Below are 22,335 nucleotides of genomic sequence, written 5' to 3'. Positions count from 1 at the left end.
CGGATTGACTAATCGTTGCAACGTACTCTCCACTTTAAAAACACGGTTGTTAAGAACTTGCATGCCGGATTCATGGTCATGGAGGAGAGGGAGAACTTTGTCTTCGAGCACGTTGGTGAGGTGGATGGCTTTTCTTTTCAGCTCGTGGACATCAAGAGAGAGTGCGTCATACTTTGCGGTGAGGACTTCTTGACCATGACGGACAGCTTCGCTGATTGCTTTTATTTCGTTGATTTTTTGTCGAGAACAACGATGGAGTTTTCTACGTTTGTTAAGCGTTCCTTCACGCTGGTCATGTCTTCTTCCAAGGCGGACAATCGTTCTTCAACGGTAGATACCCGCCCTTCAACTGCGGTCAATCGTTCTTCAACAGCAGACACTCGCTCTTCAACAGCAGTCAACCGTTCTTCAACGGCGGTCAGCCTTTCTTCGACATGACTCATCCGCTTTTCCAATTTGTCGACACGATTGCTTAACGTTTGGATGTCGTTGCGCGTGAGTTTTACCTCTTGGAGAATTTCTTGCAACAGCGCCTCTACCATGTACTCACCTCTTTTATCCCCCATTATCCATCAAGCATTCCGACAAATGTCATGTCGAATGGAATAGATTTTTAGTAGAGTAATTGTTCGATATTTACTACAATGGAGATAGATGATCTGAAGAACGATAAGGAGAATGGACATGGATGCTTCCTGGCTAAAGCCGATTTCGGAGGTAAAGTATTTAGCGGTGGATAATGCGTATCGCTATCGCGCGATTTTGCGCTATTTTTACACACAGCACGAACGGATGCGGCAATATTTGTTTCCAGAAGAAGTGTATGCGTTTTTAAAACAGCACGACGAATTTCGGGATTATACGGAAGACGATCTGCAGCAAGACTTGGATCAACTCGTCAAATGGAAAAACTTGATTGCGAGACAAGAAACAACGCACATTCGTACGATTGAAGAGTTTAAAAAGAAACGGTTTCGCTATCAATGCAGCCCGTACACGGTCGAAATCGAGCGCATGATCCGCGCGCTCGAGCAGCTTGGCGATTCGTTTGGCGGGTCATTGGAAAAAACACGATTTGACCGCCTGTATACCTCGCTTGTCCGCATTGAAACAATTATCAAAAATGGATTTACGGAAAAACGAGATGAGATGAACCAAGTATGGGAAGAAACATTTGACTATTTCAAAAAAATCATCCAAAATTCCGCCGACTATATCGCTTATTTAAACAGCGAAAACATGGAAGAGCAAATGATGTCAGATGCGTTTCTCGTATACAAGGAAAAGTTCACGACGTATTTACGAGATTTTATCGTGGCGTTGCAAAAAACATCGATGCAGATCGAAAAGTTGTTGGAAGACTTGCAAGAAGAAGAAGTACGCCAGTTTGTTCATCATGTCGTCGACTACCAAATGACGATTCCGCGCTGGAAAGATCTTTCGCTTACAAGAGAGCAGATGGTGGAAGAACGGATGGAAACGTGGCGCAGCTTAAAAGAATGGTTTTTAGGCCGGAACGGTCATGAAAGCGAACTGGCGTTTTTGCAGAAACAAACGAACGAGGCGATCCGCCGCATTACAAGGGTCGTGCAGCGGCTTGGCGAGCGGCACCATCATTTTCGCAGCCGAAAAAAAGATTATTTATATTTGGCACAATGGTTTTCTAAACTCGATTCGCTAGAAGATGCGCATAAATTGTCAGCGGTTGTGTTTGGCTGTTTTCACACAAAACATGTGGTGACAGACAATGATGCGACGGAAGACATGTATCGCGACATTTGGGACGAAGCACCGAGTGAATGGACGGTGAAGCCGCGCGTCCGCCATTACCAGGAAAAGAAAAAGCCGCAGGCAATCGTAGACAATGAAAATAAAAAGAAACAAACAATGGTGGAGTTTTTGCAGCAAAAACAGCGTGAAGAAGAAGAGCTCAAACAGTTGGTTCAAGACGGCAAAATTATTTTACGCGAGTTGCCGGTTGTCGCTCCCCATGTTCGCAAAACGTTATTAAGCTGGATTGCCAAGGCGATGTCGCGCGAAGACCGCATTGTCAAAACGGAAATGGGCTGGAAGGTGAAAATTGTGCAAAAGGATGAGGAATTCATTGAATTACATTCGGAGGATGGAATGATGATCATGCCAAATTATGAAATTCATTTTTTAGAAAACAGGGAGGTGCCAGCCGGTGGAGCGCGGCTTTGATGAAAAAGCGAAAGCGGCGCTAATTTCGTTATTCGAGCGCTTTTGGATTACCCGCGAACATGATCCAGAATTGTTTCAGCTCATTCGTGAACGGGAAAACGTAATTAAGCGTTATGTGCAAGATAAATTCGGCTATCGTCTCATCGTTCACCGGTATTTCGCCAAATTAGAAAAAATACCGGCCGAGCCAGAAGTGTGGATGGGTATTGAGTCGTTTCAAGAACCGCTTGATTACGCGTTGTTTTGTTGTTTGATGGCATATTTAGAAGGAAAGGAAGTGGAAGAAAAATTTTTGCTGTCGGATGTCTGTGAGGAAATAAAAGCGATGTATCCAGGGGACGTTCCGCTTGATTGGACGAACTACCAGCAGCGGCGCGCGCTGATCCGTGTGTTAAAAACCGCTGAAGAACTTGGTGTCGTGAAGCGAGTGGACGGCGAAATCGAAGGATTTGCCCAGCGGGAAGACCATGAAGCGCTATATGAAGTTCCCGTGCTTTCCCGCTATTTTATGCGCTCCTATCCGAAAGATTTGACGCAGTACAAAACGGTGGAAGAATTGTTAGAAGAAGAGTGGAAAACCGCCCCACAAGATTATCGGCGCCACCGCATTTATCGGCAGCTGTTTTTATCCCCAGTTGTTTACCGGAAACAAAAAGACGATCCTGACTTTTATTACTTGCGCAATTTTCGCCATCGATTGCGCGAAGATATTGAAGCACATAGCGATTTTCGCTACGAACTGTATAAAAACGCCGCTTTGCTCACCCTTCTGGAACGGGAAAACGTATATACACTGTTTCCGGACCAAAAAGGAACGTCGGATATTATTCTTCATTTCGCTTCTATTGTCCGTGAACATCTTCTAGATTATCCACCAGATGAATACGGGAACATCAGAATGACACAAGCCGATTTTCAGCGGCTGCTTACGGTATGCAAGGAGCGCTATGGAGAAGGATGGGGAAAAACGTATCGCGACATGACACCAGCGCAGCTAACATCGGTGCTGTTAGAGGAATTAAAACAGTGGAAAATGGCGGATGTGGAAAAAGAAACGGGAATGATCATGCTATATCCACTACTCGGACGGATAGTTGGCCATTACCCTCCCGATTTTATGAAGAAAGGAACGGATGATGATGACGAATAAATGGGTGCTCCATCGTGCAGGACTATTAAATTTTTGGTATTACGATGAAGAGTATTTCCATTTCGCTGACGGCAGGCTGTTTCTCCGCGGCAGCAACGGCTCAGGAAAATCGGTAACGATGCAAAGCTTGATTCCCGTTTTGCTGGACGGAAAGAAAACCCCTGATCGACTTGATCCTTTTGGATCACGAGCGCGCCGTATGGAAGATTATTTGCTTGGGGAAAAGGAATTAGTCGAGCGTGATGAACGGACAGGCTATTTATTTTTAGAATATAAACGAAAGCATAGCGATCATTATATCACAACCGGAATCGGTTTAAGGGCGAAACGGCAGAAAGGAATGGATTTTTGGGGATTTGTCATTTTTGATAACCGCCGCATCGGCAAAGATATTGCGTTGTACAAAAAGGAAAAAACGGGGGAAAAAATCCCGTTAACAAAACGAGAATTAATCACGGTGCTTGGCGACGGCGGAACGGTCGTTGATACGCAAAAAGAGTACATGGAGCTTGTCAATAAATATATTTTCCGTTTCGAGTCGCTCGAAGCGTTTCAAGAACTGATCGAATTGCTTATTCAGCTTCGCAGTCCGAAATTGTCGAAAGATTTCAAGCCGACGGTCATCTACGAAATTCTCGAAAGCTCGCTTCCGGCGTTAACCGATGACGAATTGCGCCATTTATCGGAAACGATTGAAAACATGGACCAAGCAAAGCAGCAGCTGGAACAGCTAGAAAGAGACGAAAAATCATTGCGGCGTCTTTGCCAGCAATATCAACAATACAATGAATATATGATATTCGAAAAAGCGAACGAATGGCTCAAAGCAGTAAAACAAGAGGAAAAATTAACGGAAGAGCGCGAACAGTGTCTCCGCGATGAGGAGCGGTATGCAGCACGAAAAGAAGAGCTGGCAACGGAAATTCAAGACTTACAAAATGAGCAAGCGGCGCTTCGCAAACGGGAGTTAGATTTAGCGAGCCACGAAGTGGTTCAGGCAGAAGAAAAATATCGGGAAAAGAAACAGCGTCTTTCGAACGTGCAAGATCAAATAGTAAAAAGAGAACGTTATCTTGATGATAAACAACAACAAGAACGAAAGCTGAAGCAAGAAATCGATGACAACTTAGATCAACTTCATCAATCAGGACAGAAAATCGACGAACAACTGGAAGAATTGCGCTATGCCGCGCTTGAAAGTGCATTTGCGGCACACGAACTAAATGAAGAAGACTTTCAGCGACATCGAAACGAGCCGTTTGACTTTACGCTTTGGCGGAAAGAAACGGAAGCGCATGAGAAACGGTTAGAGGAAATATTGTCGCTTTGGACGAGCCATGATGACCTCAAGCGCCGATATGAAGACGCATACCATGAGCTTGGAGAACACCAACGTTTACTAGATGATCTTCATAATGACGCGAAAAAATGGCACGAGCTATTGGAAATGGAAAAATCGCGTCTGCAAGAAGCAGTGTTTGCTTGGAAAGAAGCACACCCTGATATTCCTGTCGATGAAGAAACAATCCAATCATTTTTGCGTTATTTAAACGAGCTATATGAACGCTATCATTTTGAAGATGTAAAAAAACCGTTTGCCGACCGATATTATGAAGCGTTGGATCAGAAAAAAGCGGAAAAAGTGAAATGGGAGCACGAAATCGAGCTAGTCAAACGAGAAATTGCGGAAACAGAAGAAGAACTGCGCCGCTGGAAAGAACAAAAAGACCCTGAATTAGAGCATGACGAACAAACCGCACAAGCGCGCGCGGCTTTGCAAGCACAAGGGGTTGCTTACGTGCCGTTTTATGCAAGCGTCGAGTTTTACGACCACGTGCCAGAAGCGTTGCGCGAACGAATCGAGTCATCGTTATACCATGCAGGGTTATTGGACGCATTAGTGACCGAAACAGACGTTTCCATCGTCCATGACCGTATTCTCAAGCCAAATCCTGTGGAAATGGCGCATACGCTTGCCGAATATTTGCGTCCTGATGTGGATGAAGATCTCGGTGTTTCCGCCGATCGCATTGAATCTGTTCTTCGCAGCATTCTAATTTCCGATGAAACACAAGAAGGATACTTTACCATTAACGAATCGGGCCGATATTCGTTCGGTCTCCTTGAAGGCCATGCGCCGAAACGAGAACAAGCGATCTTTATTGGCCGCAACGCCCGAAAGCGTTGGCGCCTTGCCCAAATCACGCAAATCGAGGAAAAGCTTCAACAACTAGATGAACTTCTTCAGCAAAAAAAGGAACAACTTGCGCATGTGGAAGCAACAATCGCCTCCATCCACGAAGCGTTTCAAGCATTCCCGTCCGACCACGATGTTCGCGCGGCCTTTGATGAATGGGACCGCACAAAACGCGCCATCACAAGCAAACAACAAGAAGTGGAGCGAAAAAGCGAAAAATTAAATAACATCGCCCGCGACTGGCAACAAGTAAAACAAACGCTTCGCGAGAAAACGGAAGGGCTTGATCTTGAATTTACAAAAGAGCGGTATGAAGAGGCGCGGCAATGGATGAAATCGTATGCGCGCCATTTAACGGAACTGGTGTTGGAACACCGTTCGTTTCTCCATCAATTGCAAGTCGGCCGCTATCATCAAGACCAGCTTGAAACCGTCCAAGCGGAAATCGATGAAACAAAAGGCGAAATCAATACATTAGCCAGCGAGCAACAACGCCTCCTCTTAGAAATACAACATATGGAACAAACGTTAAAACAGATGGGAGCCGATGACATTCACGCGGAAATCTCCCGCGTGCGCGACCGCCTGGAATGGGTAAACAAAGCGTTGCCGGAAAAGATAAACGAACAAGCTTACATCGAGCAAACGATCAAATCCACTCGTCGTCAACTAGAAGAGTTAGAGCGAAAACTTCAATTTGCCAGCACGCTTTCGGCAGTATGGAAGCGATCGTTTATCGCAGAAGTGGAACGCGGTCTTGTCGAAGTAGCGGAGAATGTAGATTTGCATGAACAAGCAAAAGACGTTGTTCGCCGATACGGATCAATCGGTAAAGAACAAACCCGCTCATCCGTGATTGCTAAATTGAATAACGCATTCTTCCAAGAAAGCGCAAATTTAGTGGAATACCGCCTATCTCAAGAACCTGTCGTATTAGAAGAGGAAAATCCGTTCACTCATATCGATATAGATGAACAAATGGAAGTAAAAGTGAACGACTGGAAAGAAAAACGGGATCGTGTGTTGCTTTTACTTGATTATAAAGGGCAGCGCGTCACTCCATTTTATTTATTAAAGGAAATGGAAAAAGACATTCTCCTTCAGCGGGAATACATTAATGAACAAGACCGTGAGTTGTACGAAGATATTATTTTAAAAACGATCGGCCGCATTTTGCGCAGCCGCATTCAGCGTGCCGAACGCTGGGTGAAAGACATGAACGCGCTCATGCAACGGCGCGATGCTTCTTCCGGATTATTGCTGTCCATTCAATGGAAACCGAAAACAGCAGAAACAGAAGAAGAAATGGATACGAAAGAGCTTGTTGAATTGCTGCGGATGAATTCGCGATTGTTAAAAGAAGAAGATTTGCAGCGGGTCACGATGCACTTCCGGTCCAAAATTAACCGCGCCCGTGAAATGTTAGAGGAGAAAGGACAAGGGAACACGCTCCATCAAGTCATTAAAGAAGTGCTCGATTATCGGAAATGGTTCACGTTTACGCTCTATTATCAAAAAACAAATGAGCCAAAACGGGAATTAACGAACCAGCGATTTTATCAGTTTAGCGGCGGGGAAAAAGCAATGGCGATGTACATTCCGCTCTTTGCGGCCGCGTACGCTCGCTATCAAGAAGCAAGTGAGGAGGCACCGTACATCATTTCTCTTGATGAAGCGTTCGCCGGTGTGGATGAAAATAATATTCGCGATATGTTCGATCTTGTTGAATCGCTCGGGTTCAACTATATTATGAACTCACAGGCGCTTTGGGGAGATTACGACACGGTGCCGGCTCTTTCGATTTGCGAGCTTGTGCGCCCGAAAAACGCTTCGCACGTCACCGTGATCCGCTATTATTGGAACGGAACGACGAAGCGGCTTGTGACGGATTGGAACGAGCAAGAAATGGTGGTGAAACAATGAAAACATTGCCGGAAATGGCGGCAGAAGCGGCGCAATTTTTCCGCGGTGAAGCTGGATTTCACCGCCTTTTTTGCGAAATGAAAAAGAAGTACGAATCACTCGGCCGCATTGGCGGCACCATTTCCCTTACGAATTTTACGAAAGAAGAAAAAGAAGCAATCGCGGCGTTTTTTGGGAAGGAAATGACGCGCGTTTCACTGCAGGCGTTTGCTAAACAACTTGATAAGACGCGATTTGCGGGTGTTTCACTGGAAGAGCTGTTAGTCCATTATTTTGGAGAACCACTCGTGGCAAACAAAGAAAGGCGTGAAGCGGAACAGCAGGAAAAAGCGGAGTTTTTTCATCGGTTTATCGCCGCTTACCCTAGCGGAGCGGAATGGCTTACAGCAGCGCTGGAGCACCCGAGCGAATACCGTCTTCTTCACCAAGCGTACGCCCAGCAACGTGATGAACTGTATGCGTCCCTTTGCGTGGTTTGCGAAGCGCTTCGCCAGCTTCCGAAGCAAGGAACGTACGAACGCCTGCCGCTATTCGCGCAAAAAGTAACCGGAGACCCGCACGCGTTTGATTTACACACATTTCAAGGAAAACTGTTTCTATCCGCGTTGGAATTTTACTCCCGGAAAAAATATCAGCTTTCGTCCGTAGAAGAAGTCAATGAACTGCTGCAATCGTTCGGCATCTTGCGCGAAGACATCCTCAATTTCGTGACGTGCGCGGGAATTTTGGCAGAAACAGAAGATGGCATTCATCCCGTATTTTCCGCCGCGTGTGAAACGAATACGGCGCTGAACGTGCCGCTGAGAGAGATTGTCGGGTTGAAACGAGCATATCCTTCCAAAGGCACCATCGTCTTTGTCGTAGAAAACGCCGGTGTTTTTTCTGAACTACTAAGCGAAGCGATGCCGCTTGTCAGCACAAACGGCCAGCTAAATCTAGCGACGATGTTACTCCTTGATTTACTTGTCGAGTCGGGCGCTCGTCTTTATTATTCGGGCGACTTTGACCCAGAAGGGTTGAAAATGGCGGATCGGCTTGTCGGGCGATATGGCGAGAATCTTTCACTCTGGCATTTCACGCGTGAAGACTACTTTGCCTCGATGCCGAACGTGTCGCTTTCTGAGGAACGGCTGGCAAAACTGCAGTCCGTATTATCTGAAGTGCTACAACCTGTCAAGCTTGAGATGGAGCAATTAAAAAAAGCGGGATATCAGGAGGCAATTTTGCCGATGCTTCGGAAAGATATCGAGAGAGAAAAGACGGAGTTAAGTTAATCACTCCGTCTTCCTTTGCAAAGAAAGTTTACGGGCATTAAAAATAGGAACAAGAAATCAAGAATTTCTCATATAGCTTTTAGGATGCTTAGTAACCTATAATAGAGATACAGACGGATAACCATATGCGATCGTATATAAACTATCATTCATGGTTAAAAATGTCGTCGACCTCCAATCGTGCAAAAAGTGCGGGGGATCGACGACACTTTCTTATTTAGCTCTCTTCTTACGGCTATCAGTATTCTCGTTTATTGGCGTAATTTTCGAAATGAATTATACTGATCGTAGGTCATTTTTAAAAATGTTGATTTATCAATGATTTTTTGGGTTTTTATCTTAACTATGAGGAATTGAAACTACAGTTCTTGAGCATATTGTCCTGTACCGTTTGTTGGTTTGTATCTTAACTATAAGGAATTGAAATCAAAAAGTGATTACTTTTCCTTTATGTGGACCCTCAGTGGTTTGCATCTTAACTATTAAGGAATTAAACCATCGTCTGGTGTGGTAACTATTTGTTTTTACCGTGCCTACGAGACACAATAGAAATGCCATTTGCTCTCATATCATGTTTGTGTTCCGGCAGTCTTCCCTGTACAATGTCCATATCACGTTTTGGCCTATATGCGCATTCTCGTTTCTCTCTAGCGTGATGCTAGGAGAGAAACGAGTTTTTTATTTGGAAAAATTTCATTGCACTTTTCCCGTACGCGTGTTCTAATTAATGATAGATAGAAAATTACGAATAGTTCGGTTCCTGGAAATAATGGAAAAGGAAATTTTTATTTTGCGATGGGGGAGTGCGCGGATGGCAAAAGATACGATCATCCGCTTTGAGCGGGTGACGAAAATATATGACGGCCAAGTAGTGTTAGATGACATCAGCTTTGATATTGAACGAGGCAAATTTTATACGCTGCTTGGGCCGTCGGGATGCGGAAAAACGACGATTTTGCGCTTAATCGCAGGGTTTGCCGAACCAACAGAGGGGGCGATTTATTTTCATGGGAAACCGGTGAATCATGTGCCGGCGAATAAACGGCAAGTGAACACGGTGTTTCAAGATTATGCGCTGTTTCCGCATTTGAACGTGTTTGAAAATGTGGCGTTTGGATTGCGGATCAAAAAGAAAAAACAAGCGGAGATCCGAGAAAAAGTGATAGAAGCGCTTCGCTTTGTCAATTTGGAAGGATATGAGAATCGCCGCATTCAAGAAATGTCTGGCGGACAGCGGCAGCGGGTGGCGATTGCGCGCGCGATTGTCAACGAGCCGGAGGTGCTTTTGCTCGATGAGCCGCTGTCGGCGCTTGATTTGAAGCTGCGCACGGAAATGCAGTATGAACTGCGCGAGCTGCAGCGCCGCTTAGGAATTACGTTTATTTTTGTCACTCATGACCAAGAAGAGGCGCTGGCGATGTCTGATCAAATTTTTGTCCTGAACAAAGGGAAGATTCAGCAGAGCGGCACGCCGAAAGAAATTTATGATGAACCAGTCAATCGCTTTGTCGCTGATTTTATCGGGGAGTCCAACATTTTGCGCGGAGTTATGCTGGAAGACTATCTCGTCGAATTTGCCGGTAAGCGGTTTATGTGCGTGGATAAAGGATTTCGGCCGAATGAGCCGGTCGATGTCGTCATCCGTCCGGAAGATTTGCAAATAACGACGCGCGGCCAAGGAAAGCTGCAAGTGCGCGTTGATTCGCAACTGTTCCGCGGCGTGCATTACGAGCTGTGCTGCTATGACGAGGATGGCAATGAGTGGCTTGTCCATTCGACGAAAAAAGCGGAAGTCGGCGAAGAAATCGGCCTCTATTTTGATCCGGAGGCGATTCACGTCATGCGCATCAGTGAGGATGATGGGGAGAAATCTGATGAAAACTAACGTACGCAACGTCTATTTATTGCCGTATGTCGTTTGGATGGGGATGTTTGTCGTCGCGCCGATTCTATTGATTATCTATTATTCTTTTTTTGATATTGAAGGAAAGTGGACGCTTTCCAATTATCAAACGTTTTTTACACCGATTTATTTAAAAATGGCGGCGAACTCCATTTGGTATGCGTTTTTAGTGACGCTGTTTTCCTTGCTTATTGCCTATCCGGCCGCGTATGCGCTGACGAAAACAAAACATAAACAGCTTTGGCTGCTTCTTCTGATTTTGCCGACATGGGTGAATTTATTGTTAAAAGTGTATGCATTTCTCGGCATTTTCGGGACGTACGGACTGGCGAACGCGGTGCTTGCGGCGGTTGGCATCGGCACCAAGCAAATTTTGTTTACCGATTTTAGCTTTGTATTTGTATCGGTGTATATTTTTATTCCATTTATGCTTTTGCCCATTTTTAATGCGCTTGAGGAATTGAACCCGTCTTTGATCGATGCGGCGCGCGATCTTGGTGCTTCGGCATGGATGACGTTTCGCCGCGTTGTGTTTCCGTTGACGCTGGATGGCGTAAAAGCGGGATGCCAAGCGGTGTTTATTCCGGCGTTGTCTTTGTTTATGATCACAAGGCTTATTGCCGGAAATCGCGTAATTACGCTTGGCACGGCGATTGAAGAACATTTTCTCGTCACGCAAAACTGGGGAATGGGATCGACGATTGCGGTATTTTTAATTATCACCATGGCGGTCGTGGTAGCCGTGACGGGAAATCGAAAGCGAGGATGAAGCGATGCAAAGCAGCCATAAATGGGGAAAAGCCTATTTGGCAGTCGTGTTCGTCATTTTGTACTTGCCGATTGGCTATTTAATTTACTATTCGTTTAACAAGGGCGGCACGATGCATGATTTTTCGGGAGTGACGCTCGACTGGTATAAAGAAGTCTTGCATGATACACGGCTATGGATTATTGTATTGAATACCATTACCATCGCCCTGTTGTCGGCGGCCATTTCCACCATTCTTGGAGTGATTGGGGCACTGGCGATTTACTATGTGAAAAGCCAGCAAGTGAAGCAAATATTGTTGACGCTAAACAACGTATTGATCGTCAGCCCTGATGTCATCATCGGAGCCTCGTTTTTAATCTTGTTTACGATGATCGGCATTCAGCTTGGTTTTACTTCCGTCTTATTATCCCACATCGCATTTAGTGTGCCGATTGTCGTGCTGATGGTGCTTCCGAAGCTGCAGGAAATGAGCCCGACGTTGATCGATGCGGCGCGCGATTTAGGAGCGAATCAATGGGATGTGCTGACGAAAGTCATATTGCCGTATATTACCCCAGGGATTTTCGCAGGGTTTTTTATGGCGTTGACGTATTCGCTCGATGATTTTGCCGTCACCTTTTTCGTAACGGGTAACGATTTTTCCACGTTATCGGTGGAAATTTACTCGCGGGCGCGCCAAGGCATTTCGCTGTCGATTAACGCGCTGTCGGCACTATTATTTATCTTGACATTGGCGCTTGTGACCGGCTATTACTTCATCAGCCGAAGAAGCGGCATGTTAGGAGTGGGGGGACGGCGTCGATGAAAAAACTCGCGATCTTTTTTATTGCCGTATTTTGCGCCGCTCTTGTTTTTTATTATACCGCTTTTGCGCTCAATCGGACGGAAGGCTATGCGGGGAAAAATACGTTAACCGTTTATAACTGGGGCGATTATATTGATCCCGCGCTTATTAAAAAATTTGAAAAACAAACAGGCATAAAAGTGATTTACCAAACGTTTGACTCGAACGAGGCGATGATGGCGAAAATCGCTCAGGGAGGGACAACGTTTGATGTCGCGGTGCCATCGGAATATGCGGTTAGCAAAATGAAAGAAGACGGACTGCTTATTCCGCTCGATCATGCGAAACTGCCAAACTTAAAATATATCAATCCCCGTTTTTTAAATTTGTCGTTTGACCCTGGTAACCGTTATTCCGTTCCGTATTTTTGGGGAACGGTCGGCATTGTCTATAATCCGAGCATGCTTGGCGGCAAAAAGATCACCAGTTGGAATGACTTGTGGGATCCGGATTTGCGCAATCAAATTTTATTGGTAGATGGCGCGCGCGAAGTAATTGGCATGGGACTGAACAGCTTGCATTATTCGCTGAATGACACGAACAAGCAGCATTTGCGGCAAGCAAAGGAAAAATTGGACCGTCTCGTGCCGAATGTCAAAGCGATTGTCGGTGATGAAATCAAGATGCTTTTGGCGAATGAAGAGGCAGCCATTGGTGTCGTCTGGTCGGGGGACGCGGCGGAAATCATCTCGGAAAATGATAAGCTGGATTACGTTGTGCCGAAAGAAGGATCGAACTTATGGTTCGATAATATGGTGATTCCGAAAACGGCGAAAAACATTGAAGGGGCGCACAAATTTATTAATTTTATGCTTGATCCGAAAAATGCGGCGCAAAACGCCGAATATGTCGGCTATTCGACGCCAAATGAAAAAGCGCTTGATTATATGCCAAAGGAGATTACCGAAGATAAACGGTTTTATCCTGATTTTGACTCCATCGGGAATTTGGAAGTGTACAAGAATTTAGGAAAACGGATGCTCGCATATTATAACGAGCTGTTTTTGGAGTTTAAAATGCATCGGAAATAAAGAAAAAGGGGATTAGGGTTTTGAAACAAGTAAAAAAGGCTTGGCTGGCGTTTCTTTCGGCGTTGTTGTTTCTGGCGGGAAAACTGAAGTGGGTATTAGCGTTGTTGAAGTTTCTCAAACTTAGTTCGCTTTTGTCCTTATTCCTTTCCATCGGCGCCTATGCGCTTGTATACGGCTGGAAATTTGCCGTTGTGCTTGCATTGTTAACGGCGTATGGGCAGGCGATAATGGGGGTATATCGCTCAGTGCTCTCCTAAATATATTCATCCCCCTTGCCGAAAACGGCAAGGGGGTAATCTATATTAAAAGGGGGGGTTACACGTTTTGCTTATGCGCTTCTTTCCATTTGGCAAGTTCGTTTTCTACCTCTTCTTCCAAAGAGGAAGGAATCGAGTGTTTAGACGCCAAACATTGGCGAGCAGCCGTTGCTTCCGCTTCTAAAGCAAGGATGCGTTCTTCCATGCGCGCGAATCCGCGAAGCGCGTGATCGGGTTGGAAGGAGGCGAGGGTGGCATCCATCTGTTTCAGCGCTTTGGCGGCGTTGGCGCGCGCGATTAATTCTAATTGTTTTGCCGAAAGCTCTTCATATTTTTCTTGTAGCTGTTTTAATTGTTCTTTCACGTGTGCGGTTTTTTCTTTCACCGTCTCGTATTGTTGCTCATAGGCGGATAATTTTTTCTCGTACAATAGTTTTTCCCGCAACGCGAGCTTCGCTATCGCTTCTTCGTTCCGTTCGAGCGCCAATTTTGCTTGACGAGCCCGTTTTTCGATGATCGCTTTCGTTTGCGCGATCAACGTTTCATAGCGCTGTTCGGCGAGTATTTGCTGGGTGAGGGCTTGATGGCCTTGATGAATATGTTCCTCGATTTCACGCAAGTATTGCTTCGACATGGCGATCGGGTCTTCCCATTGATCGATCAGCTTATGCAAATCGGCAAGTATCATCGTTTTGACACGACGAAATAATCCCATGTTACGAATCCTCCTTTTTTATGCTTTTTTCCCATTCATCTAAAATATGCGCCGCTTGACTGGACGGCGTTGACCATGATTCAATGGAGATTGTCTGGTGCTGTTGGCGTTTTTCTAAAAGATAAGCAGCGGCAAACACCAACAGAATCAACGCCCATTTCGGCAGCAAGCCGATGAGTCCCCATACCATCAGCGCCAATCCTAGCCATTTAAAAGGCCTTGCCGTTTTCCACCATATCCAACCGATGGCAAGCAACAATAGGTGAAAAAGAAAAGCAAGGACTCCAAGCATCATCCAGACATGGGGAACCATCATCATACCCATTGGCTCTTGGTAGAAGACAAAATGGTGATGCTCGACAAACGGCTCGCCGCCCTGGTAGAAGGCAAAATGATGATGCTCGGCAAACGGTTCGTCGTAATGAGGCTTGTCCAAGTGGCTTCCAAACCAAAACGGCATCATATGCATCACCCCGTATCCCACGAGAAATAAAACGGCAAGCAGAACGGCCGCTCTTTTTTTCATGCACGCTGTCACCTCCTTTTTCCATATTGTGTGGGCAGTGTTGCGGTGCTCGGCTTGTCCGCGAATAAAATCAGCGTATTGAAAAGATCGCGGACATGGACGCCGAGGGGAATGTTTTTCTCCCTTGTACAGTTTGCATTGTAAAAAAGAAAAGAGAAAATTAGGTGAAAAAAACGAGGATAAAAAATTTTTCATAAAAAAAGCGTCTTCCATGATCGGAAGACGCTTAACACGGAATTTTGACGATAAACTCGCTTCCTTTGTCGACTTCGCTTTGCACGTCAATCGTGCCGCCATGCGCCTCAACAATCCATTTGGCGATCGACAGGCCGAGTCCGTGGCCGCCTTGCTGGCGCGAGCGCGCTTTGTCGACGCGGTAGAAGCGGTCAAAAATACGGCCGATTGCTTCTGGAGGAATGCCGATTCCCGTATCTTTTACGGAAATCGTCAGCCGTTTCTGCTGTTTCCAAGGTTCCAGGCGAAGAGATAAAGCGACTTCGCCGTGATCGGGAGTATATTTGATTGCGTTGTCAAGCAATATATATAAAAGTTGTGTTAGTTTGTCCGCATCGGCGGTAATGACGATCGATTCGGGAGCGTGAAGGTGCATTTGAATTTGTTTTTTCGCCGCTAATTCGGATAATAGCTGGAGCGTGCGTTCGGCGTACGGACGGAAATCAAACGTTTCTTTGACTAACTGCAAGGAGGCGTGTTTGGCATCCGCGCGCGCTAACGTCAATAAGTCATTGATGAGCTTTGTCATCCGTTTGAGTTCTTCACGAAGCCGGATTAACAGCTTTTGCGCAAATTCGTGTTTCGTGACTTCTTCTTCCATTGCAAGCGCTTCGACAGAGGAAAAAATGACGCTAAGCGGCGTCCGCAGCTCGTGCGACGCGTCGGCGACAAACTGCCGCTGGCGGTCGTACGCCTCTTGAATCGGAATGAGCGCCCGTTTGGACATAAAATAACTTAATACAATGGCGACGCCGATAAATAAAATAGCTAGACTGATCAATACGACTAATAGCCAACGAAAGATGTGGAAAAAGGATGTGACATCCACGCCGACATACAAGGTGCCAATGACATCTCCATGCAGAACAACGGGACGTGCGGCAGTCAACAGCCGCAATTCATGGGAATGAAGGCGGGTAAATGCGGCCAACTGTTCCGGAATATTCACGGTTACATAGGTTGGTACATGTTCATTCAACCTTGATTCTTGCAACGCTTTTAATAAAAACGGCCTCATATATTTGTTGACCTCATCTCCCGCGATCAGCTGCCCATCCGTGCCTACGACATAAAAAAAGAATTGATCCTCGTTTAACAATACGACGCTTTCCTCGTCAAAGAAATCAAAATCGCTTTGTTTCAGCAGAAACTGTTCGATCGCTTTTTGTTCTTGATTGACCAGGCTGGTGATGCGCCGTTCTTGGTCATTGGTGGCAACCAAATAAAAAAGAAAAGCAGCAATCGCAATGAATAAAGTGAGAAACACCATCAAAATACCGCTGTATAATGCGGTCAGGCGCCATTGTGTACGGCGAAACAGGTCGCTGTTTTCGATTTTCCGAAGCCAATCCTTCCATTTATTTATCAATTTTATATCCCACCCCGCGCACCGTTTGAATGACCTCGCCTTTTAGTTTTTTCCGTAATAGTTTAATGGTGGCGTCAATCGTTTTCATCGACACATCGGCATCTAGCCCCCATACGCGGTCCAAGATCGTTTCGCGCGGCACAACATGCCCCCTGTTTTGTAAAAGGAGATCCAATACTTGAAATTCGCGTGGGGTTAATAATATTTCTTCCTTGCCGTAGTGAAGGGTATGGCTTGTTCGATTTAACACGAAGCCATGGAAATGCACGATATCTTCTTGGAGAGGAACGAATGTGCGACGCGCCAGCGCCTTGAGGCGGGCCATTAATTCATCAACCTCAAACGGTTTGACCAAATAATCATCGGCGCCTGCCTCTAAGCCTTCCACGCGGTCTTGTACCGCATCTTTTGCCGTTAGTATCAGAATAGCGCCAGTGTAGCCGTTTTTCCGTAGCCGTCTGCAAATTTCCACGCCGTCTCCGTTTGGCAGCATCCAGTCAAGCACCAATACGTCATAAAACGTACTGGTCGCGTAATCATATGCCTCTTCCCCTTCTTGCACCCAGTCGATGTGCTCGACTCCCTTTTTCTTTAACAGATGAACGATTAATTCTCCTAAATATAAGTCATCTTCGGCGAGAAGAATTTTCATCCCGTTTCCTTCCTTCCCTAGTCTGATTCCCGTTTTTTTCTATAAATAATCATAACAAATGTTAGTGAAAAATCGATGAAAACGTGAAACGGCGTGACAAAAATCAATTTTTCACCATATTTTCACTTTTTTTGCTTACACTGTTTTTCGACGAGGCTAAAGGAGGGGTCGTGTAGTGAAACGAATGAGCACAGCGCCATTGCGAAAGAAAATGGCCATTGCCTGTCGCGACGGAATAAAACAGATATAGCATGGAATAAAACAGATATAGAAAGGAGAAAGGAACGATGGATATGAATATGATGCCATATGAACCACAAACCGTTCGACCACCAAAAAGGGGCCGTTTCTTTTCTTGGCTCGCCGCTTCGGTTGCAGGGGCGGTGCTTGGCAGTGCGATTACGTTATACGCTGCGCCGAAGGTGGGCATCTCTTCCCCTTCGACATCTGCAGGAGAAACGAAACAGGCCAACACTTCTACATCTACAGAGACGCTCCCGCTGCAACCGACAAGAAGCGTGTCCACTAACATGGTGACCGCGATTCAAAACGTCACGGATGCCGTTGTCGGTGTCGTGAACATTCAAAAACAGGAAGATTTCTTTTCTGATAGTACAGTAGATCAGGAAGCGGGAACTGGTTCGGGAGTCATTTTCAAAAAGGATGGAAATACCGCGTATATTGTCACGAATAACCACGTGATTGAAGGTGCGAACAAAGTGGAAGTATCGCTGGCCGATGGCAAAAAGGTGAAAGCGGAGATTGTAGGCGCCGATCCGCTAACGGATTTAGCCGTATTAAAAATTGACGGCAGCCACGTCACCAAAGTAGCAAGCTTCGGCGACTCGTCCAAATTGCGGATCGGGGAACCAGTTGCGGCGATCGGCAATCCGCTTGGCCTCGATTTATCGCGGACGGTGACGGAAGGGATTGTGAGCGGAAAACGCACCATTCCTGTTTCCACTTCTGCTGGCGAATGGGAGTTAAACGTGATTCAAACAGACGCTGCGATTAATCCGGGTAACAGCGGAGGCGCGCTCATTAATAGCGCGGGGCAAGTGATTGGAATTAACAGTTTAAAAATTTCCGAAACGGGAGTGGAAGGATTAGGATTTGCCATTCCAAGCGAAGATGTCAAGCCGATTGTGGAACAGCTGATGCAATACGGGAAAATCAAACGCCCGTATCTTGGCGTGCAGCTGGTAGATGTCGCCGATCTTTCTGATGAGGTACGAAAAGGACAGCTGCAATTGCCAGACAGTGTAACGGCAGGAGCGGCGGTGACAGCGGTAGAACCGTTCTCTCCAGCTGCGGATGCGGGGCTTCAATCGAAAGATGTCATCGTCGAAATAAATGGGCAAAAGGTAGACAGCGTCAACGCGTTGCGAAAATATTTATATACGAAAACGAAAATTGGTGAGAAAGTGACGGTTGTCTTTTATCGCAACGGTGAAAAGAAAACGGCTTCTATTACATTGCGGGCGAGAGGGGACAGCGAATCATAATCATATCTACTTATGCCTGTTCGCATTGGGCGGACAGGCTCTTTTTTTAGAAACAACCGTACATCATATTACATTGGCTTGCAGGAATCGCATACATATATATTCTGCTGCGCGAATATTATGTAAATATAGAACAAATAGCTTAATTTTCCGTCTTTTGAGTGATTAAAATAAAAAAGTTTTGACATAGGAATGGAAATGAAAAAGCGCTGGCGGATTACTTCTTTGTCATCGCTGTGTGGGAAGAAATACATCGCCTCTAGGGAAGCGTGGCCATGGGGAACGCTTGTATTTTTTGCTTCCATCGCCTTTATTGGATTGCTTTCATTGCCGCACGCAAAAAGATGTAATCGCTGCTGATATTAGTCGAGCATGCATCCCGGGTAAAGAAACGTCTGATGTTCATATAGCTAAGGGAGGCGAAAATGAAAAGAGCAGGTACCGTTTTATTTGCAGCGAACGGTGCTTTTCTTTTTGTAAAAAAAGAGGAAATATGAGGAAAGTTGTCGAAAAAATGTTATGTATGAAAAACAATGAAACTAAAGCAAGGTGCCTTTCGTATGATAAGGTAATGATAAGGAAGGAGGAAGCGCGGGTGTTCGGCTATCCGTTAGAAACGGTGTATCTCGCTATCCTGATTGTAAGCGGGAGCTTGACGCTCTTATATATTTTCTTCAGCGATGTGATTGATGGCGTTTTCGAGCTGCCCGATCATCCGCTATTTAGCCCGCAACTCGTGTTATCATTTTTCACCGTTGGCAGCGCATCCGGTTTTTTGCTAGAAAGATATACGGAGCTGCCTGCCTGGCTGATTGCGGCGATGAGCGGGGGAATTGCACTCATTATTGTATTGCTTTTGCATTTTTTCGTCTTTATTCCGCTTCGGTCGGCAGAAACATCGTTAAACTATTCCGATGCGGATTTGGAAGGGGCGCTTGCTAAAGTGATCGTCACCGTTCCGCGCGATGGATTTGGCGAAATTTTATTGCAGCGCAAAAGCGGCGCGATTTCGAAAGCGGCCAAAAGCATGAACAACGAAGAAATTGCTTTCGGCACGGAAGTGATCATTGTGAAAATGGAAAACGGCGTCGCCGTGGTGGCGAAGCACGATCCATATGATATTTCATCATTACATAAAGGGGGATATATGGAATGACGCCATTGTTAGTGGTCATTGGAGTGGTTGTGCTGCTCCTTGTCGGATTAATCGCTATTTTTGTCACCCGTTACCGTACGGTTGGACCGGATGAAGCGCTCATTGTGACAGGCAGTTATTTAGGAAACAAAAATGTGCATGTCGATGAATCCGGCAATAAAATTAAAATTGTCCGCGGCGGCGGCACGTTTGTCCTGCCAATTTTCCAGCAGGCCGAACCGCTTAGCTTGCTTTCTATTAAACTAGACGTGCAAACGCCGGAAGTGTATACGGAACAAGGTGTTCCTGTCATGGCGGACGGCGTCGCCATCATTAAAGTCGGCAGTTCGATTAGCGAGATTGCCACAGCAGCAGAGCAATTTTTAGGGAAAACACGCCAGGATATGGAAAATGAAGCGAAAGAAGTGCTGGAAGGTCATCTTCGCTCCATTCTCGGTTCGATGACGGTCGAAGAAATTTACAAAAACCGTGATAAATTTTCGCAAGAAGTGCAGCGCGTCGCCTCGCACGACTTGGCGAAAATGGGGCTGGTCATCGTTTCGTTTACGATTAAAGATGTGCGTGATAAAAACGGTTATTTAGACGCGCTCGGAAAACCGCGCATCGCCCAAGTGAAGCGCGATGCCGATATCGCGACGGCGGAAGCGGAGAAAGAAACGCGCATTAAACGCGCCGAAGCCGATAAAGAAGCGCGCAAGGCGGAGCTCGAGCGCCTGACGGAAATCGCGGAGGCGGAAAAAATCAATCAGTTGAAGCTCGCCGAATTCCGTCGCGAACAAGATATCGCCAAAGCCCGCGCCGACCAGGCGTACCATTTGGAAGAAGCAAAAGCGAAACAAGAAGTGACCGAGCAGCAAATGCAAATTAAAATTATCGAGCGGCAAAAGCAAATCGAGCTCGAAGAAAAAGAAATTTTGCGCCGCGAACGGCAATATGATTCGGAAGTGAAGAAAAAAGCGGACGCCGAACGCTACGCGATCGAACAGGCGGCAGCGGCGGAAAAAGCGAAGTTAATGGCGGAAGCGGACGCGCAAAAATACCGGATCGAAGCGATGGCGAAAGCGGAAGCGGAGCGCATCCGCCTCGATGGGTTGGCAAAAGCGGAAGCAGAAAAAGCAAAAGGGGAAGCCGAAGCAGAAATTATCCGCCTGAAAGGTTTGGCGGAAGCGGAAGCAAAACAAAAAATCGCCGAAGCGTTCGAACGTTATGGTCAAGCGGCGATTCTCGACATGATCATCAAAATGCTTCCAGAATACGCGAAACAAGTGGCGAGCCCGCTTGCCAATATCGATAAAATTACGATTGTTGATACGGGCTCTAACAGCACAAACGGCGGCGCGAACCGCATTACTGGCTATGCGACCAACTTAATGGCCAGCCTGCAGGAGACATTGAAAGCTTCCACGGGGATCGATGTGAAACAATTGCTAGAAAACTTCGCGGTGAAAGGAAATGTGGAACCGCCAAGCGCCCAAGCGAGTGAAGAAGTGGCGGAGCAACGGAAAACAGCAGGGCAGTAATCGAAAAGGGCTGAGATGAGCAGCCCTTTCTTGATGGAAAGATGTCATCATTGCAACTGCTGGGCAATTCGGCTATTATGTTAAATAGTCAAATTGACATTAATAAAGTAGGATGATGAAACGATGAAGCGTGCAAGGATCATTTACAATCCAACATCAGGCCGGGAAATATTTAAACGGCATTTGCCGGAAGTATTAGTGCAATTGGAAAAAGCGGGATATGAAACATCCTGCCATGCGACGACAGGGGCAGGGGATGCGACCGAAGCGGCCCGCAAAGCGGTCGAGCGTGAATTTGACTTAGTGGTGGCTGCCGGCGGAGACGGAACGATTAACGAAGTCGTCAACGGGATTGCCGATCAAGATTATCGTCCAAAGCTTGGTATTATTCCGGTCGGGACGACGAACGATTTTGCCCGCGCGATCGGAGTGCCGCGTTCGATTGAAGGGGCGTGCGAGGTTATTGCCAATGGGGAAGCCGTTCCGATCGATATCGGCTGCGCCATGAATGAAGGAAAAACCCGCTATTTTATTAATATTGCCGGCGGCGGCCGTTTAACCGAACTGACCTATGAAGTGCCAAGCAAATTGAAAACAATGCTCGGCCAGCTTGCCTACTATTTAAAAGGAATCGAGATGCTACCGTCCATTAACGCGACAGAAGCGCGCATTGAATATGACGGCAAAGTGTTTGAAGGCGAAATTATGCTATTTTTAGTGTCGCTGACGAACTCGGTCGGCGGCTTTGAAAAGCTGGTGCCGGATTCTTCTTTAAATGACGGCATGTTTGATTTAATTATTTTAAAGAAAACGAATTTGGCCGAGTTTATCCGGCTTGTCACACTCGCGGCGCGCGGCGAACATATTAATGATCCAAATCTCATTTACACGAAAGCAAACCGCATTAAAGTGATGTCGCCGATGCAGTTAAATTTAGACGGAGAATTTGGCGGCATGCTTCCAGGGGAATTCGTCAATTTGTACCGGCACTTGGAAGTATTTGTATCTAAAGAAAAGGCAGAGCAAATGAGGACAGGGTACTAACCTGTTCTTTTTTTGTGTTGCACAGAATTGTGTGCTACAATCGTGGCAGCACTGTGTGGAC

18 protein-coding genes are annotated in these 22,335 nt (G+C 46.1%); 13 read left to right on the top strand and 5 right to left on the bottom strand.

What is annotated here, in order from left to right; genetic code table 11:
• Positions 1-221: 221 nt before the first annotated feature.
• Positions 222-542 carry a hypothetical protein gene (locus tag BDD39_RS16505; RefSeq protein WP_243846044.1) on the bottom strand — a complete coding sequence of 107 codons (321 nt, stop codon included), beginning with the start codon at positions 540-542 and terminating at the stop codon, positions 222-224.
• A 142-nt stretch (positions 543-684) separates the two neighbouring features.
• Between BDD39_RS16505 and BDD39_RS15565 the strand changes: the two genes are divergently transcribed.
• The 9 genes from BDD39_RS15565 (at position 685) to BDD39_RS15525 (ending at position 13,553) form a co-directional block, all read left to right on the top strand.
• Positions 685-2,202: a TIGR02677 family protein gene (locus tag BDD39_RS15565; RefSeq protein ID WP_166912102.1), complete on the top strand. Its 1,518-nt coding sequence runs from the start codon at positions 685-687 to the stop codon at positions 2,200-2,202.
• Positions 2,186-3,352 (top strand): TIGR02678 family protein, encoded by a 1,167-nt coding sequence (locus tag BDD39_RS15560; RefSeq protein ID WP_166912100.1) that lies wholly within the window; start codon positions 2,186-2,188, stop codon positions 3,350-3,352. The genes BDD39_RS15565 and BDD39_RS15560 overlap by 17 nt, the downstream gene beginning before the upstream one ends.
• Entirely contained in the window at positions 3,342-7,472 is a 4,131-nt protein-coding gene (locus tag BDD39_RS15555; RefSeq protein WP_166912098.1) for a TIGR02680 family protein, read from the top strand. Before BDD39_RS15560 ends, BDD39_RS15555 begins: the two co-directional genes overlap by 11 nt.
• Entirely contained in the window at positions 7,469-8,746 is a 1,278-nt protein-coding gene (locus BDD39_RS15550) for a TIGR02679 family protein (protein WP_166912097.1), read from the top strand. The genes BDD39_RS15555 and BDD39_RS15550 overlap by 4 nt, the downstream gene beginning before the upstream one ends.
• 811 nt (positions 8,747-9,557) lie before the next feature.
• Positions 9,558-10,631, top strand: a complete 1,074-nt coding sequence (locus BDD39_RS15545) for an ABC transporter ATP-binding protein (protein WP_166912095.1) — start codon at positions 9,558-9,560, stop codon at positions 10,629-10,631.
• Positions 10,621-11,418 carry an ABC transporter permease gene (locus BDD39_RS15540; protein ID WP_166912093.1) on the top strand — a complete coding sequence of 266 codons (798 nt, stop codon included), beginning with the start codon at positions 10,621-10,623 and terminating at the stop codon, positions 11,416-11,418. Before BDD39_RS15545 ends, BDD39_RS15540 begins: the two co-directional genes overlap by 11 nt.
• A gap of 4 nt (positions 11,419-11,422) precedes the next feature.
• Positions 11,423-12,226, top strand: a complete 804-nt coding sequence (locus tag BDD39_RS15535; protein ID WP_166912091.1) for an ABC transporter permease — start codon at positions 11,423-11,425, stop codon at positions 12,224-12,226.
• Positions 12,223-13,296, top strand: a complete 1,074-nt coding sequence (locus tag BDD39_RS15530; RefSeq protein ID WP_166912089.1) for an ABC transporter substrate-binding protein — start codon at positions 12,223-12,225, stop codon at positions 13,294-13,296. Before BDD39_RS15535 ends, BDD39_RS15530 begins: the two co-directional genes overlap by 4 nt.
• Before the next feature lie 20 nt (positions 13,297-13,316).
• Complete coding sequence (locus BDD39_RS15525; RefSeq protein ID WP_166907063.1) at positions 13,317-13,553, top strand: hypothetical protein; 237 nt, start codon at positions 13,317-13,319, stop codon at positions 13,551-13,553.
• Between the two features lie 58 nt (positions 13,554-13,611).
• On the opposite strand, the gene BDD39_RS15520 is transcribed toward BDD39_RS15525, so the two are convergent.
• The 4 genes from BDD39_RS15520 to BDD39_RS15505 form a co-directional block, all read right to left on the bottom strand.
• Positions 13,612-14,268 (bottom strand): PspA/IM30 family protein, encoded by a 657-nt coding sequence (locus BDD39_RS15520; RefSeq protein WP_166912088.1) that lies wholly within the window; start codon positions 14,266-14,268, stop codon positions 13,612-13,614.
• Position 14,269: 1 nt separating this feature from the next.
• Positions 14,270-14,794, bottom strand: coding sequence for a hypothetical protein (locus tag BDD39_RS15515; protein WP_166912086.1), 525 nt, complete (start codon positions 14,792-14,794; stop codon positions 14,270-14,272).
• A gap of 226 nt (positions 14,795-15,020) precedes the next feature.
• Positions 15,021-16,397 carry a sensor histidine kinase gene (locus BDD39_RS15510; protein WP_166912084.1) on the bottom strand — a complete coding sequence of 459 codons (1,377 nt, stop codon included), beginning with the start codon at positions 16,395-16,397 and terminating at the stop codon, positions 15,021-15,023.
• Positions 16,387-17,049, bottom strand: a complete 663-nt coding sequence (locus tag BDD39_RS15505; RefSeq protein ID WP_166912082.1) for a response regulator transcription factor — start codon at positions 17,047-17,049, stop codon at positions 16,387-16,389. The genes BDD39_RS15510 and BDD39_RS15505 overlap by 11 nt, the downstream gene beginning before the upstream one ends.
• 293 nt (positions 17,050-17,342) lie before the next feature.
• Between BDD39_RS15505 and BDD39_RS15500 the strand changes: the two genes are divergently transcribed.
• The 4 genes from BDD39_RS15500 to BDD39_RS15485 all read left to right on the top strand — a co-directional run bounded on the left by BDD39_RS15500 (position 17,343) and on the right by BDD39_RS15485 (position 22,274).
• Positions 17,343-18,554 (top strand): S1C family serine protease, encoded by a 1,212-nt coding sequence (locus BDD39_RS15500; RefSeq protein ID WP_166912451.1) that lies wholly within the window; start codon positions 17,343-17,345, stop codon positions 18,552-18,554.
• A gap of 595 nt (positions 18,555-19,149) precedes the next feature.
• Entirely contained in the window at positions 19,150-19,710 is a 561-nt protein-coding gene (locus tag BDD39_RS15495) for an NfeD family membrane protein (RefSeq protein ID WP_166912080.1), read from the top strand.
• Complete coding sequence (locus BDD39_RS15490; protein WP_166912078.1) at positions 19,707-21,230, top strand: flotillin family protein; 1,524 nt, start codon at positions 19,707-19,709, stop codon at positions 21,228-21,230. The genes BDD39_RS15495 and BDD39_RS15490 overlap by 4 nt, the downstream gene beginning before the upstream one ends.
• Before the next feature lie 123 nt (positions 21,231-21,353).
• Positions 21,354-22,274, top strand: a complete 921-nt coding sequence (locus BDD39_RS15485) for a diacylglycerol kinase (protein WP_166912076.1) — start codon at positions 21,354-21,356, stop codon at positions 22,272-22,274.
• The last annotated feature ends 61 nt before the right edge of the window (positions 22,275-22,335 follow it).

Origin of the sequence: Saccharococcus thermophilus (assembly GCF_011761475.1) — a bacterium.
Classification (GTDB): Bacteria; Bacillota; Bacilli; order Bacillales; family Anoxybacillaceae; genus Saccharococcus; species Saccharococcus thermophilus.
This window is presented reverse-complemented; position numbering and strand designations above follow the sequence as displayed.